Origin of the sequence: Paenibacillus sp. FSL H7-0350 (genome assembly GCF_038593195.1) — a bacterium.
In the GTDB taxonomy this organism is placed as follows: Bacteria; Bacillota; Bacilli; order Paenibacillales; family Paenibacillaceae; genus Paenibacillus_AQ.
In genome coordinates, this window is the sequence record NZ_CP151972.1 from 6,333,932 (window position 1) to 6,349,041 (window position 15,110).

12 protein-coding genes and 1 pseudogene are annotated in these 15,110 nt (G+C 54.0%); 8 read left to right on the forward strand and 5 right to left on the reverse strand.

Annotation, left to right across the window (positions count from 1 at the left end; translation table 11 throughout):
- Positions 1–11: 11 nt before the first annotated feature.
- The 5 genes and pseudogenes from NYE24_RS28500 to NYE24_RS28520 form a co-directional block, all read right to left on the reverse strand.
- Positions 12–464, reverse strand: a complete 453-nt coding sequence (locus NYE24_RS28500; protein ID WP_342477225.1) for a GNAT family N-acetyltransferase — start codon at positions 462–464, stop codon at positions 12–14.
- Positions 465–502: 38 nt separating this feature from the next.
- Positions 503–958, reverse strand: a complete 456-nt coding sequence (locus NYE24_RS28505; RefSeq protein ID WP_342479316.1) for a DinB family protein — start codon at positions 956–958, stop codon at positions 503–505.
- Positions 959–991: 33 nt separating this feature from the next.
- A pseudogene (locus NYE24_RS28510) lies at positions 992–1,492 on the reverse strand (GrpB family protein); the annotation flags it as partial.
- Positions 1,493–1,538: 46 nt separating this feature from the next.
- The gene (locus NYE24_RS28515; protein ID WP_342477226.1) at positions 1,539–2,468 is read right to left on the reverse strand and encodes an alpha/beta fold hydrolase; all 930 of its coding nucleotides are present in this window, start codon (positions 2,466–2,468) and stop codon (positions 1,539–1,541) included.
- Between the two features lie 119 nt (positions 2,469–2,587).
- Positions 2,588–3,574, reverse strand: coding sequence for an alpha/beta hydrolase (locus tag NYE24_RS28520; protein WP_342477227.1), 987 nt, complete (start codon positions 3,572–3,574; stop codon positions 2,588–2,590).
- Between the two features lie 207 nt (positions 3,575–3,781).
- On the opposite strand from NYE24_RS28520, the gene iolG reads away from it, so the two are divergent.
- The 8 genes from iolG (at position 3,782) to iolE (ending at position 14,865) form a co-directional block, all read left to right on the forward strand.
- Positions 3,782–4,831, forward strand: a complete 1,050-nt coding sequence (gene iolG / locus NYE24_RS28525) for an inositol 2-dehydrogenase (protein ID WP_342477228.1) — start codon at positions 3,782–3,784, stop codon at positions 4,829–4,831.
- Positions 4,832–4,870: 39 nt separating this feature from the next.
- Positions 4,871–5,710, forward strand: coding sequence for a 5-deoxy-glucuronate isomerase (iolB, locus tag NYE24_RS28530; RefSeq protein ID WP_341029521.1), 840 nt, complete (start codon positions 4,871–4,873; stop codon positions 5,708–5,710).
- 284 nt (positions 5,711–5,994) lie between these two features.
- Complete coding sequence (locus tag NYE24_RS28535; protein WP_342477229.1) at positions 5,995–7,005, forward strand: LacI family DNA-binding transcriptional regulator; 1,011 nt, start codon at positions 5,995–5,997, stop codon at positions 7,003–7,005.
- A 382-nt stretch (positions 7,006–7,387) separates the two neighbouring features.
- On the forward strand, positions 7,388–8,620 hold the full coding sequence (locus NYE24_RS28540; protein WP_342476948.1) for an IS110 family transposase: 1,233 nt from the start codon (positions 7,388–7,390) through the stop codon (positions 8,618–8,620).
- Between the two features lie 765 nt (positions 8,621–9,385).
- The gene (gene iolC, locus NYE24_RS28545) at positions 9,386–10,396 is read left to right on the forward strand and encodes a 5-dehydro-2-deoxygluconokinase (RefSeq protein WP_076155440.1); all 1,011 of its coding nucleotides are present in this window, start codon (positions 9,386–9,388) and stop codon (positions 10,394–10,396) included.
- 47 nt (positions 10,397–10,443) lie between these two features.
- Positions 10,444–11,904, forward strand: a complete 1,461-nt coding sequence (locus tag NYE24_RS28550) for a CoA-acylating methylmalonate-semialdehyde dehydrogenase (RefSeq protein WP_342477230.1) — start codon at positions 10,444–10,446, stop codon at positions 11,902–11,904.
- Positions 11,905–11,927: 23 nt separating this feature from the next.
- Positions 11,928–13,874, forward strand: coding sequence for a 3D-(3,5/4)-trihydroxycyclohexane-1,2-dione acylhydrolase (decyclizing) (iolD, locus tag NYE24_RS28555; RefSeq protein ID WP_341029529.1), 1,947 nt, complete (start codon positions 11,928–11,930; stop codon positions 13,872–13,874).
- Positions 13,875–13,968: 94 nt separating this feature from the next.
- A complete protein-coding gene (iolE, locus tag NYE24_RS28560) occupies positions 13,969–14,865 on the forward strand; it encodes a myo-inosose-2 dehydratase (RefSeq protein WP_036697856.1) in 897 nt (298 codons plus the stop codon).
- Positions 14,866–15,110: the final 245 nt, after the last annotated feature.

The following is a 15,110-nucleotide window of genomic DNA, read 5'->3' on the forward strand; positions in this document are numbered from 1 at the left end:
CCAGTAACTAGTTACAGATCTTGAGACAGGCGGATCATATCCATCACCTGCATCCCGTTCTCATAGATTTCTTCACTATAATGTCTGATGAAAAAGTCCTTGTCGATCCCGGTGATCCGGAAGCCGCATTTCTGATACAGGGCAAGCTGGCCGAGACTGGAGTTGCCTGTACCGATCTCCAAAGTTTTGAAGCCGAGTCGTCTGGCTTCCTGAATGGCGTGATTCACCAGCTGCTTCCCGATGCCCTGACCCTGGAACGCCTCATCCACTGCAATATTGACCAGCTCGGCGGTCTCCGGCCGGGTAGGCAGTAACACATAGACACCGACCACACGGTGATCCGCCTCGGCAACGAAGCATTGCCCTCTTGCTACATAATCCTCAACCAGCTTCGGTGCAGGGTCGGCCAATACAAGCAATTCGGTAGGTGCTTGTTCACCCGTATGTAATGCTCTGATCTCCATTTCTTATCTTCGCTCCTTGTTCATTAGCAGTTGTAGGGTTAGAGCCTCACGAATGTGATGTAATCCACAGGGGCAGGCTCTGCGCCTTCCATCCGGAGGGCCCGGTTGATCTGCCCCCGGTGATATTGCCCATGTAAAAGCACCTGCAGCAGGATGTCCCGGACGGAGGTCAGGAACGGAATTCCGCTCTGAGTTGTATAGTCAACCATCCTGTCCAGCGCGGATTCTTCCAGCTCTTGCACATAGCTGCGGTATTGCTCTGCATTCGCTTCGAACAGCCGCCGGACCGCCGTCAGGTCTTCCGCTTCCTCCCATAGCCAATATTGTATGCTGCTCTTGCCCTGCAAGCGTGACAGCCAGACTTGCTCTGCCACCGCCACATGCCGCACCAGCTTCAGAAGCTCCGCGTCCTTCGTATGACTCGCTTCGAGCGCGTCCATGATCCGTCCGTCCGCCCAGTACAGATGGTCCATCATGCGCATAATTGTCTTCATTTGATTTCCTCCTTTTGAATTCACTTCATTGCTTGCGAACCAAGACAGCGCCTGTTGTTCCATCGAGCTCACAAATGCTTTTTTGGCTGGACTATACTGACTGGTATCCTCGAAGCGATCCGCTAATTCTTGCTTGAACTGACTGTATCTTGCCGCTTCTTCCGGATTCGCACGCAAATAATCTCTAAATATAAGATGCCGTTCAATCTGAGGATTGTCTGCCTGATAACAATGAAGGTGATGACTCCGTGCCTCACCGCCTTTGCGGAAAAGCCTCCTGCCGGGAATCCCCCATTCTCCACCTGCATCATATCCGAGCAGTGTCATCTTATCGTTGTACGAATCGATTTTGCCTATGTCTTTTACAATACACATCATATCAATCACGGGTTTGGCCTTCAGGCCTGGTACTGAGGTGCTTCCAAAGTGCTCGAAACGTACAATTTCATCTGTGAAAATAGTAGTTAAAAACTCAGCCTCCTGCTGATAAAGTCTGATCCAGTCTGGATTATAGCCGCTAAGTCTGATCTTCATACAAAGTGCCCTCCCAGGTTAATGGATGTTTGGGTATCCATTCATGCTAAGTTTCTGCAGGTTCACCCTCTGAATTGATGGAAATGACGGCTTCGCTCAGCTGAGATGCTGCATTCGGAGGCAGATTCCTCTTATCAAATACCGCCTCCATGAATGCGGTTGCAGCTTCTGCGGTAACGGCATGAATGGGAACTGCGTGTTGATCACCGTAATGAAGCGGAATATCCGAAAAAGACATGTGCTGAGCCCCTTTTACCCGATAGAAATGGGCATTGTTCAGAGAGTTGAAGGCATAGCGCTGCCCATCGATATAATCGGATGCAATAGTCTCATTCATAGATGCTGCCATCTCCCGGTACGCCGAAGCTTCTTGCCGCAGCAGCAGAACTGGAACAGAAGACTGTACGTCTTCCCGGCGTAAGAGGTGAAAACTGGGATCGAGCAGGACAGCAGCCTTGATCCGGTGATCCTGCTTGGCGGCCTCCAGGGCGGCGGCACCTCCGAGCGAATGTCCCATGACAGCAACCTTAGCTAGGTCGAACAGCCCGGCGAGCTCAGCATCATCGGAGCGGTTAAGCATCTCAAGGACGTCCATAACTGCGTGTATAAATTGAATCCGGTTGTGGAGCAGACGGGACCAGCTGGGGTAGTCACTGCTTGCCAGCTCCGCCATTTCAGGTGCCTGCTTGAGATAGCTGCCGTCTGGAAATACGGTGAACACGGACTCACGCGGAGCGCTAATTGTAACTACCACGTAGTTTTTGGCGACTAACTTGGAAATCACTCCGAGATACATATCACGTTCAACACCGAATCCAGGGGAGAAGAGGATGACGGGATACCCTTCTGTTTTTGGAGCTAATGCCCCGCCTGTTGTTACACTGGCAATATTCAGGTTGTCCAGATCAACGCCCATCTCTGTCAAAAGCTTAGCTGCCTCTGCCTGGCAAGGTGCGTACAGGTCTATACCCTTCACCGGATTTCCCCCGATTGCCGGATGAAAAATGCTAATAACGAGTCTGGGGCTTCCTTCCAGAACCTTTATGAATCTCCCAATCATTATAGCTCACCTTTCTTAATGGATATATATTCCTACTAAATAGACGCCTGCTTGTCTGTTTGGTTGCGGTGATTATCTCTTAATAGACTCAGCACAGAATCTACGACAGCTTGCGGCTTATACAGTTGAATGGAATGCCAGCTATCCTCAATCACGATCTGCCGGGTATTTGCGGTTAACTGGAGGAGCTTCTTCTGTGATTGTTGCCAATCTTCATTTTGCCTTCCGGCGGATAATACGATGACTGGTAATTCCGGAACTAAAGGCTCTGACTCTATTAATTGGAGGGCACTTTCTATAGTGCAGAGAGATTCCAGATAGGCCGCTTTATACGCATTATTTCGATAGCCGAGTGTATTCACTGTATGTTGAACTGGTGGAGGCAGCCGTTTGGCACCAATCGGTTGTTTTAATAGACGGGGCAACCCGATAGGGGATAAAAGATAACCCATTCTTAGTCGTCTCAGGTGCCGCAGCCGTTCTTCATATCTAATTTGATTAAAAGTGGATTCTATGAATCTTTGCTCATGCGTGGAGTCCACAAGAATAATCCCGGAGACCTCTTCAGGATACTTAGCAGCAAACAGCCGCATGATCATTCCGCCATAGGAGTGCCCTACAAGGATGTACGGGGGTTCTAATTCAAGCTGCGTCAATAATTTGCGCAGATCACAAACATAGCCTTCACAAGTCGGCTCTTTAATGGGCTTAGTACTCCAACCGAATCCGGCCCGGTCATAGGAGAGGACTTTGGTGTGCTTGGAACATTCGGGTTGCACTAATGACCAATCCAGAGCACAACCGCCCATTCCTGCTTCTAATAGAATCGTCGGAAGTTTACTTGTGTCATTACCGGTAACAATTGCATGGAGATGGTGTGCTCCCACTGAGATCATTTCTCCTGGAGCCTTATATTTATGTAGAGAATATTTGGACAGAGCGGCTTGAATCCATGTGAATGGAAGTCCGATCAGAGAAATAATGACGCGAAGAAGGCTTTCGGTAAAATTAATTTTGCTCATGAGACACCTCTTTTCCTGTTCTAACTTGCATAATATAGGATTCATTTAATTGATAAAGAGAAATCTCACGGTATCCATTTCCTATTTTATTTCGGCCTACGCTTATCTGATCTTGTTGAGAAAAGATTTGCTTGAAGCTTTCCCTGGCATGAAGTATACTGTTCTCGGGAAGGTTAAGCGCTTACCCTCTGAGGAGGATAAGCGAACATGGTTAAACCAATTGTAGTTGGCATTATCGGTGCGGGAAGAATTGGACGCCTGCACGCAGACAATCTGCGTGCGATGCCGTCGTTCAAGCTGAAGTCCATAGCTGAAGCTATGATGAGTGAGGAATTGCTGGCCTGGGCAGAGAGCAGGGGGCTTGGCTCTGTTTTTGCTGCGGGTGAAGATATATTGAATGATCCTGAGATAGAAGCGGTGTTCATCTGCACACCGACCGATTCGCATGCGTCCTGGATTGAGCGGGCTGCGCGCGCGGGCAAACATATTTTCTGTGAGAAGCCAATTAGCCTCTCCTCGGAAGAGACCCAGCGGGCCTTGCAGGTGGCAGAGGACGCTGGTGTGCTGCTGCAAGTCGGCTTTAACCGCCGGATGGACCCCAGCTTCCGCAAGCTGAAGCGTCTGGTGGAGTCCGGAGAACTGGGGAATCCGCATATTGTAAAGATCACCTCGCGTGACCCGCAGCCTCCCGGTGAGGCTTATGTACGGTCATCGGGCGGGATGTTCATGGATATGACCATTCATGATTTCGATATGGCCCGTTATCTGGTAGGCAGTGAAGTGGCCGAGGTCTACACCCGGGGGGCGAATCTGATTGATCCGATGTTCGGCCGTTGCGGGGATGTGGACACCGCCGTCATTACACTGACGTTCGTGAACGGGGCGATCTGTGTGATCGACAACAGCCGAAAGGCCGTATACGGCTATGATCAGCGGGTAGAGGTCTTCGGGACGCTGGGTTCAGCGACCGCCGACAATTGCCGCCCGACAACAGTGGAGGTATCCACCGCGACTTCGGTTACCCGCGATCAGCCGGAGCATTTCTTCCTGGAGCGCTATAACCAGGCATTTATGGAGGAGATTGTTGCGTTTGCCCGTTCGGTAAGGCTACAGGAGCCGGTGATCTGCAGCGGCCGTGACGGCGAAGCCGCACAGCTCATTGCTGAAGCAGCTAGAGAATCGTATCTGAGCGGACTTCCCGTCAAGCTGTCTGTAACTGCTGCGGAAGCAGGATTTTCTGAACTGCAAGCCTTGTAAGCGGATACAGATTCTGAAGACAGAGGAGGATGAACGAAGATGTCTGATCTACTGATTAAGGCCGGAGCGCCGGATAAGGATGGCTGTATCGCTGCGGTCAGCCCGGAGAGCGCCGGATGGAAATATGTCGGGTTCGAGGTGTACCAAATGCAGGCCGGAGCTACTCTGGAGCGAGATAGCGGAGGGAGCGAGATCTGTCTGGTACTGCTGGCAGGCAAAGCAGATGTAGTGGTGGATGGCGAGCGGTTCGCCGATATCGGCGGACGGATGTCGGTCTTTGAAGATAAGGCTCCTTATGCTGTATATGTTCCGGCGGGAGCGCATTATGAGGTTAGCGCATTGACAGAGCTGGAGCTTGGGGTCTGCCTTGCTCCGGGAAGCGGTAAATATCCGGCACGGCTGATTACCCCGTCGGATGCGGCAATCGAGGACCGCGGCTATGGCAGCATGACCCGCAAAGTCGTAAATATCCTGCCGGAACACAGCGTAGCTGAGAGCCTGCTGGTGGTCGAGGTGCGCACGGGCGGCGGCAATTGGTCCAGCTATCCGCCGCACAAGCATGACCAGGATAACCTGCCGGCGGAATCCTACCTGGAGGAGACGTACTATCACCGGGTCAATCCCGCTAAGGGCTTCGTGGTGCAGCGGGTCTACAATGATGACCGCAGCCTCGACGAGACTATTGCTGTTCCTGATAAAAGCATCGTGCTGGTGCCGGAGGGGTATCACCCTGTCTCTGCGCCGCCGGGATATGACTCGTATTATCTTAACGTCATGGCCGGACCTGTCCGCACGTGGGTGTTCCACAATGATCCCGACCATGAGTGGCTGTTCAAGCCGGGACAGAGCGGGTCTGCGGCAGCGTCAACGACAGAGTGAATAGAGCCTAATAGGGTAGAAGGTTATCTAGCTTGGCAACAAGCGAATGGATGATTATGGGGCTTCCGCGCAGCGGGAGCCTTTTTCAGATAGATAAGAACTTATAAGTTTTGGGGCCCCCGCAAAGTACCTGAGTCATCATCGAAGCTAAAGCTTCACTTTGTGGGGTTATTTTGATAGCTTGTTTGCAGAAGAAACACGTACCCGATAGATAGACAGCATAGGTGGACTTCCTTATAATCGAAGGATAAGAAGGCATGAACGCAAAGGCGGGCTTAATAACGATGAAACCTACAATCTATGATGTGGCACGGGAAGCAGGCGTCTCTATCGCTACGGTGTCCAAGGTATTGAATAAGAGCGGCCGGATCAGCGACAAGACGCGGGAAAAGGTAGGACGGGTCATGGAGGAGCTGAACTACCAGCCCAGTCTGGTAGCTTCTGCCCTGACCAGCCGCCGGACGGGGACCATCGGGCTGATGATCCCCGATATTGCCAATCCTTTCTTTGCGGAGACAGCCCGCGGTATCGAGGATTACGCCCAGGAGCAGGGCAGCGACTTAATCGTCTGCAGTACGGACCGCAGCGATGAGAAGGCGGCCCGGTATATCTCGCTGCTGCTGCGCAAACGGGTCGATGGCCTGATTATTGCCTCTCATACGGGGAACCCTGAGCTGATCCGCGGAATGGTGGCCGATCATGTGCCGCTCGTGCTGTTCTCAGCCGATATCCGTATGCTGGAGGGGAACAGTGTCACCGTCGATGATTACAAAGGCGGCTATCAAGCCACAGAATATTTGCTTTCTCTCGGTCACCGCAGGCTGGGAGTGATCTCTGACAATCTGCCGGGGAGCAGGCTGCGGGTGGAGGGATTCCTGGATGCGCTGAAGGCGGCGGGGATTTCTTTTGACAATCCGGCGAATATGATCCACACCTCGGCTACGCTGGAGAACGGACGCACGGCAGCGGCAGAGATGCTGAATCAGGCACAGGACATACGCCCGACCGCCATCTTTGCCTGCAATGACCTGCTGGCAATCGGGGTGCTCAAGGAGGCGCGCAGCGCCGGCCTGTCGATTCCCCGCGACTTGTCCGTAGTGGGCTTCGACAATACGATACTGGCGGAAATCTGCCATCCCACGCTGACCAGTATCGCCCAGCCTCTGCGCGAGATGACCGAGCAGGCGATGCTTCTGCTGAATGAAGCGATCAGCAACCCCACCAGCCCCAAGCGCAAAATCATGCTGATGCCCGAGCTGGTCATCCGCCATTCTACTGGGCCGGTTCCGCACTAACCACACCTATTTATTCAAGACCTGTTCCGGCTGCGGCTGGGAGCGGGTCTTTTTTGCGTGCTGTAGTGGGGGAAGAGCGAGTGTGCGTGGGGACGTATACGAAATGTATGCGAAAAACAGGCATGACAAGACAGAGGCCTTGTCACCCCCAGGAATGAAAATAAGCGGGTGGCATCCGTCGCAACCATTCTAAATGAGGCTGTAGTCGTCAACACTACATATACAAATCAAAGGGCGGAAACGGTTACTGGGATACACCCCGTGCGAAAAACCGTTCTATTGCGCTTTTCGAGCATCGCCTATTGTAGCCCCAAAAGTACGTGTATTAAATTACACTCACTCGAGCGCATGATTTGTAAACTGACGATGGAGGATGGTTGGAATGGATGCTGTACGTATGTGTTGCGCCGGTCTGGACGTGCACCAGGAAACCGTTGTGGCCTGCGTGTTGAAAGGACCGATCGAACAGAAACCACAATGTCACCTGAAAACCTTTGGGACGACAACCAAAGAATTGCTAGGCCTGCAAGATTGGCTGAGTGAACACGGCTGCCGGGAGGTGGTGATGGAGAGCACGGGCGTGTTATGGAAACCGGTATGGAACATCTTAGAGGGCAGTTGTGATCTGGTCTTGGCCAACGCCCAGCGGGTAAAGAATACGCCGGGTCGAAAAAGTGACATGCAAGATGCGCGCTGGTTAGCGCAATTGCACCGTTGCGGGCTCATTGAAGGCAGTATGGTGCCCGAACAGGACATTCGGGATTTGCGAGACTTGACCCGTTACCGGAGTAAGATGGTGCAGGCGGTGACGGCGGAGAAAAACCGCATTCACAAAATCCTGCAGGATGCCAACATCAAGCTAACCACCTTTATGTCCGATCTATATGGGGTTTCAGGGCGGGGCCTGCTCCAGAAGATCATGGACGGCGAGGTCATCGACGAAGGGACCGTTAAGAACCTGGTCAAAACCCGTTTAAAAAGGAAAGTTCCGCAGTTGCTAGACGCGCTCAATGGCAAGCTGCGCCGTCATCATCGCGAGATGATTCGAGACCACTGGGACCACTTGGTCTATTTGGAGAAAAGGATCACGGAACTGGAAGCTCGAATCGAGGCAAAGGCAGAACCGTACCTGGAGAAGATTGAACAAATTGACTCCATTCCAGGAATTGAGCGGACGTCTGCCGTGACCATCTTTGCCGAAGTGGGGCCGCATGTCGCGGAAATGTTCCCGAGTGATGCGCAGTTTGCTTCATGGGCGGGGGTGTGTCCAGGGAACAACGAAAGCGCTGGAAAGCGAAGAAAGTCAAAAACGATGCAAGGGAACAAGCATCTGAAAGGGGCCTTGTGTCAGGCGGCTTGGGCAAACTCTCGCTCCTCGAATCGGATCGGACAATTCTTTCGACGAATTCGTAAGAGACGAGGCGATAAAAAAGCAAACGTCGCCACCGCGCATTTGCTGATTCGAATCCTCCATGCCCTGATGCGGGAGAAGAGGTCATACCAAGAAATAGACGTCTCACTAGGCGATGAGACGTCCAAGAAAAACACGTTAGATAGGTACGTGAAATATATCCAGCAGTTAGGATATAGTGTTCAATTGAATCCTATCCCATAGTCTTCCCTTTTTCAAAAAAACGAAACGTTTTTTTGGGGCGGTGGGTCTTTTTTTGTCAAAAACCCAGTCTGCGGCGCATTTTCCGATATTTTTATTTTCGTATTAAACCGAACACAATCTGCCAGCCGACTTTCTCCGTTAGGGAGCAGCGTGTGCTAAGGCGGAGAACAAGTGGATTTACTACAACTACTGAGGAACGATTGCCCCCCGGAGGGATAGTAGTTGGAAAACTGGCACTTAAATAATCCCGATATCCACCTCGGCGGCAAAATCAATCACAGTAGTTGCTGTTTTTCCACTTGCTTGCTCCTAATCGTCAAAAAACACGGAAATAAGCTGCGTTTTTCCACCTGTTTTTCCGAGGGGAATATTCCAATTCAATGCCTGCACCCGATTATTGATATCGCTTTCAAATTGAGGATTGCCAAAAGCACGCTTCTAAACTATACTAAAGTAGAAAATTAGGTTAAGCGCTTACCCTCTCCCCAGAGATGAAATGAAACATTCTGTTCCAAAGGCAACAATCAAACGTTGAAATACTCAACCTACACGCCAAGTTATACACCAAATGATTCTTACAGCAGCATATTAAACTAACCTTACTAATGCGATGTATAGCTTCACTGTACGAATTACAGCTTCACTGTGCGATTTATAGCTTCACTGTACGAATTACAGCTTCACTGTCCAATTCACAACGATTTACAGCCATTCGTATTACCGAACGGACTACCTTTTCCCTAGCTTGATCAAGGAGGCATCACTATGAACGGTTTACAGTTCGACCCTGACCGGCGGCTGGATGTAGTTGCTGTTGGCCGGTTGTGTATAGATTTGAACGCCAATGAGACCGGGCGGCCGATGGAAGAGACGATGACCTTCACCAAATATGTCGGCGGCTCTCCGGCCAATATTATCATCGGTGCAGCGCGGCTCGGCATGCGAACCGGCTTCATCGGCAAGCTGGCCGACGACCAGATGGGCCGATTCATCCGCAGCTATCTGCAAAAGGATGGCATCGATGACAGCCAGGTCTGCGTGGACCGGACGGGTGCGGTGACGGGGCTGGCTTTTACAGAAATTAAGAGCCCGCAGGAATGCAGCATTCTGATGTACCGCGACCATGTGGCTGATCTGCTGCTGAACACGGAGGAGATTTCAGAAGAGTACATCGCCAGCTCCAAAGCGCTGCTCATCTCCGGTACGGCGCTGGCGCAGAGTCCTTCCCGCGAAGCGGTGTTCCTGGCGCTGGAATTCGCCCGCAAGCATAATGTGACCGTGTTCTTCGATCTCGATTACCGCCCTTATACCTGGACATCAGCCGCTGAAACGGCGGTCTACTATAACCTCGCAGCCGAGAAAAGCCACTGCATCATCGGCACACGCGAAGAATTCGACATGATGGAGAATCTGTATAATCTGGCAGGCGCTGATGATCAGGCCACGGCAGCCCGCTGGTTCTCGCATCAGGCAGAGCTGGTGGTCATCAAGCACGGCGGCAGCGGTTCGATCGGCTATACAGCGGATGGGCGGAGCCACCGGAGCGGGATTTTCCCGGCTAAGGTCCTCAAGACATTCGGCGCAGGCGATTCGTATGCGTCAGCCTTCATCCACAGTCTGATGAGCGGGCACAGTGTCAGCGAGGCGATGCGGCGCGGCAGTGCTTCGGCATCCATTGTCATCTCCCGCCACAGCTGCTCCGATGCTATGCCAACCTTGGCGGAGCTGGAGGAATTCCTGCGAACTAACGAGGAGGTTACAGCAGGAGCGCAATAAGAAGGGTAGTCAGCAGACTTTATATAGAACAGAAGGAGTGGACGTAAATGACAGAGCAAACGGCACAAGTATTGAAAAATTATATCGGCGGGCAATGGGTAACAGCCGATACGGAGCAGACGGAACCGGTAGTGAATCCGGCCACAGGTGAGCTGCTGGGCAGAACGCCTCTATCCGGCAGAGCGGATGTGGACCGGGCGGTGGCGGCGGCTAAGGCAGCTTTTGCAGGCTGGTCCGCAACACCGGTGCCGCGCAGAGCACGGATTCTGTTTAAATATCAGCAGCTGCTGGTCGAGAATTGGGAAGCGCTGGCGAAGATCATCACCCTGGAGAACGGAAAAAGCTTCAAAGAGGCTTACGGCGAGGTCCAGCGCGGCATTGAATGTGTAGAATTCGCGGCAGGGGCTCCGACACTGATGATGGGCCGGCAGCTGCCGGATATTGCGACTGGCATTGAGTCAGGGATGTACCGTTATCCAATCGGGGTGGTCGGCGGGATTACCCCGTTCAATTTCCCGATGATGGTGCCTTGCTGGATGTTCCCGCTGGCGATTGCCTGCGGCAATACCTTTGTGCTGAAGCCCTCGGAGCGGACACCGCTCCTGGCAGCCCGCCTTGCGGAACTGCTGGAGGAAGCGGGACTTCCGGAGGGTGTGCTGAATGTGGTGAACGGCGCGCATGAGGTGGTGAACGGGCTGCTGGAGCACCCGGATGTGAAGGCGATTTCTTTTGTCGGATCGCAGCCGGTGGCGGAATATGTATACAAAAAAGGAACGGACCATCTCAAGCGCGTTCAGGCGCTGGCCGGAGCAAAGAACCACTCCATCGTGCTGGCGGATGCGAACCTGGAAGCCTCGGCCTCCCAGATAGTGAACGCGGCCTTCGGCTCTGCCGGGGAACGCTGCATGGCTTGCTCGGTGGTAACGGTACAGGAGGAAGTCGCCGATGAGCTGATCTCGATCCTGCTGCGGGAGTGCAACAGCATGACCATCGGGAATGGTCTGGAGGAGGATACGTTCCTCGGGCCGGTGATCCGTCAAGGCCATAAGGAGCGGACAGTTAACTACATTGAACAGGGCATCGCCGAAGGCGCGAAGCTGCTCAGGGATGGCCGTGAGGATGCGGCGGTGCAGGGAGAAGGTTATTTCATCGGACCTACGCTGTTCGACGGGGTGACGGAGGAGATGAAGATCTGGCAGGAGGAGATTTTTGCACCGGTGCTGTCGGTGATCCGGGTGAAGGATGTGGCCCAGGCGGTGGAGATTGCGAATCGCTCGCGGTTTGCGAACGGCGCTTGTATCTTTACGAATGATGGCGGTAAAGTCCGTTACTTCCGCGAACATATCGAGTCCGGCATGCTGGGAGTCAATGTTGGAGTGCCTGCACCAATGGCCTTCTTCCCGTTCTCGGGCTGGAAGGATTCGTTCTACGGCGATCTTCATGCAAACGGAAGCGACGGGGTAGAATTCTATACGCGCAAAAAAGTCGTCACTGCCCGCTGGCAGTAGACAAGGCGAAGGGAGGACATGAAGTGGAACGTATCCGATTAACAACAGCGCAGGCGCTGGTTAAATTTCTGAATCAGCAATATGTGGATTACGGCGGAGGGCCGGAACGCTTCGTGCACGGTGTATTCACCGTGTTCGGGCATGGCAATGTACTTGGATTGGGGCAGGCCCTGCAGGAAGCGCCGGGTGAATTGACCGTCTACCAGGGACGCAATGAGCAAGGGATGGTTCACGCGGCAACCGCATTCGCCAAGCAGAGCCGCAGACGGAAGATTATGGCCTGCACCGCTTCAGTAGGGCCGGGGGCTGCAAATATGCTGACGGCTGCTGCAACAGCAACGGCGAATCAGATTCCTGTGCTGCTGCTGCCGGGAGATACCTTCGCTACCCGCCAGCCTGATCCGGTGCTCCAGCAGATGGAGCATACGTATAACTTGTCGATCACGGTCAATGACGCCTTCAAGGCGGTCAGCAAATACTGGGACCGGGTGACCCGGCCAGAGCAGCTGATGTCGGCAATGCTCAGCGCGATGCGGGTGCTGACTGATCCGGGAGATACCGGGGCGGTGACCATTGCGCTGCCGCAGGATGTGCAGGGCGAGGCTTGGGAGTACCCGGCTGATTTCTTCCGCAAGCGGATTCACCGGGTCATCGCCCGGCTGCCTCACCCGCAGGAGATCGCGGCTGCGGCTGAGCTGATCGCCAGCAAGCAGCGGCCGCTGCTGGTCTGCGGCGGGGGTGTCCGGTATGGGGATGCCGGAGCGGCGCTGCGCGCTTTTGCCGAGAAATTCGCCATTCCGTTCGGAGAGACCCAGGCTGGCAAAAGCGCCGTAGCCAGCAGCTTCGAGTATAATCTCGGCGGCATCGGCGTCACCGGCAACGGCTGCGCGAATGCGCTGGCCCCGGAGGCCGATCTGGTGATCGGCGTCGGTACTCGGTTTACGGACTTCACCACCGCCTCGAAGAGTCTGTTCAGTCATCCTGAGGTGGAGTTTCTGACGCTGAACGCTTCGCCCTATCATGCGGCTAAGCTGGACGCGCTGGCAGTGGTCTGCGATGCTGCCGAAGGCTTGAACGCCTTAGCCGCAGCGCTGGAGGAGCGGGGATACCGCTCTGCGTATACGGATGAGATCGCCCAGGCGAAGAAGTCGTGGGCTGCGGAGAGAGAACGATTAGCTGGCGTGGAGTATATTGCGAACACTGACAACACTGGTGCGTTCACCCCGGAAGTAGCTGGACATCTCGATGAGAAGCTCCCGGAATATGCAGAGGTGCTAGGCACTTCGCTGACCCAGACGCAGGTGCTGGGGATCATTAATGAAGTTATTCCGCAGGATGCGATTGTCATTGGAGCGGCGGGCAGTCTGCCGGGAGATATGCAGCGGATGTGGAACTCGGAGGTGCCGGATACCTATCATATGGAATACGGCTTCTCGTGTATGGGTTATGAGATTGCCGGGGCGCTGGGCATCAAGCTGGCTGAGCCGGGGCGTGAAGTCTATGCGCTGGTCGGGGACGGCAGCTACCAGATGCTACATTCTGAACTGGTAACCAGCTTACAGGAGAACCGGAAGATCAACGTCCTTCTGCTGGATAATGCAGGGTTCGGCTGCATTAATAACTTGCAGATGGAGCAGGGAATGGAGAGTATGGCTACAGAATTCCGCTACCGCGAACCGGACGGCCAGCTCAGCGGTGAGCTGATGCGGATCGACTATGCGGCGAGTGCGGCAGGTTATGGAGTGCAGACCTTCCGCGCGTCTACAGTTGAGGAGCTTCGCACGGCCCTGGCGGCGGCCCGCCAGTCGGAACGCTCCACGCTGATCGACATCAAAGTGCTGCCGAAGACGATGACCCACGGCTATGGCGCCTGGTGGAATGTCGGGGTTGCGGAAGTGTCCGGCAAGGAAGCGGTACAGGAGGCTTATGACCGGAAGCGCAGCGGACTTGAGACAGCCCGGAGCTACTAAGCGGGCGCTGAATGTGCGTGAAGCAGGGCAGACGGCGCACAGTGAATCAAGGATTCTGCCATACTTGGGAGTGTGGAAGGGGTAGAACATGAGCATGTTCAGAGACAATGCCGTCCGGCTGGCAATCGCTCCGATTGCCTGGACGAATGATGATATGCCTGAGCTGGGGGGCGGCAATACGTTCGAGCAATGCATCAGCGAGATGGCGCTTGCCGGATATGAGGGCAGCGAGGTGGGCAACAAGTATCCGCGTTCCCCGGAGCTTTTGCATAGGGCACTGGAACTGCGCGGTCTGAGTATTGCCAGTGCCTGGTTCAGCGCCTTCCTGACGGTGCGTCCGTATGAGGAGACAGCAGAAGCCTTCCGTGCGCACCGGGATTTCCTGCATGAGATGGGCGCCAAGGTCATTGTCGTATCCGAGCAGGGCCGGAGCATTCAGGGACAGATGGATACGCCGCTGTTCGCTGACAAGCCGGTATTTACCGAGGCGGATTGGGCTGCGCTTGCCGCAGGTCTTAGCGGACTGGGGCGGCTGGCGGCCGAGAAGGGCATGTCGCTGGTCTATCACCATCACATGGGCACCGGGGTGCAGACTGCAGCGGAGATTGCCCGGCTGATGGAGCTTACAGATCCTAATGAAGTGTCGCTGCTATACGATACGGGGCATTTGGCCTTCTCCGGAGAGAATCCGCTGGAGGTGCTGCGTGAGCATCTGCCGCGAATTAAGCATGTGCATCTGAAGGACATCCGGCCGGAGGTAGTCCAGCGCGTGAAGACGGAGAACCTTAGCTTCCTGCAGGCGGTAAAAGCGGGAGCCTTCACCGTTCCGGGCGATGGCTGCATCGCGTTCGGAGAGATTTTTGCCGAACTGGCTGCCTCCCCCTATACGGGATGGTTCGTTGTCGAAGCGGAGCAGGACCCGGCGCTGGCCGATCCGCTGGAATATGCGATCAAGGCGCGGCGGTATATCCGGGAACATAGCGGTTTGTAGGAAATCCGGGTAGAAGCCTGTATGTCTGCAAGGCAGGAATATGCGGGGGTGCACAGCTGCGGCTGTGCGCGCTCCGTTTTTTTTATGAAATCCATAGATCAGGTGGAAGCTACGGGCGGAGTTAGTTGGAATTACTCCACCTGCTACCGGACAAATGAATCCTTTGTACAACAGCAGTTGGAAAAACAGCACTTAATCCAATCACATTTCATCTAAAGTGCCACTCTCGATACTATTAAATGCTG

Coding starts and splice junctions, on each gene's coding strand:
- NYE24_RS28500 (WP_342477225.1), bottom strand. CDS start 464: ATGGAGATCAGAGCATTACATACGGGTGAACAAGCACCTACCGAATTG.
- NYE24_RS28505 (WP_342479316.1), bottom strand. CDS start 958: ATGAAGACAATTATGCGCATGATGGACCATCTGTACTGGGCGGACGGA.
- NYE24_RS28520 (WP_342477227.1), bottom strand. CDS start 3,574: ATGAGCAAAATTAATTTTACCGAAAGCCTTCTTCGCGTCATTATTTCT.
- iolG (WP_342477228.1), top strand. CDS start 3,782: ATGGTTAAACCAATTGTAGTTGGCATTATCGGTGCGGGAAGAATTGGA.
- iolB (WP_341029521.1), top strand. CDS start 4,871: ATGTCTGATCTACTGATTAAGGCCGGAGCGCCGGATAAGGATGGCTGT.
- NYE24_RS28535 (WP_342477229.1), top strand. CDS start 5,995: ATGAAACCTACAATCTATGATGTGGCACGGGAAGCAGGCGTCTCTATC.
- NYE24_RS28540 (WP_342476948.1), top strand. CDS start 7,388: ATGGATGCTGTACGTATGTGTTGCGCCGGTCTGGACGTGCACCAGGAA.
- iolC (WP_076155440.1), top strand. CDS start 9,386: ATGAACGGTTTACAGTTCGACCCTGACCGGCGGCTGGATGTAGTTGCT.
- NYE24_RS28550 (WP_342477230.1), top strand. CDS start 10,444: ATGACAGAGCAAACGGCACAAGTATTGAAAAATTATATCGGCGGGCAA.
- iolE (WP_036697856.1), top strand. CDS start 13,969: ATGTTCAGAGACAATGCCGTCCGGCTGGCAATCGCTCCGATTGCCTGG.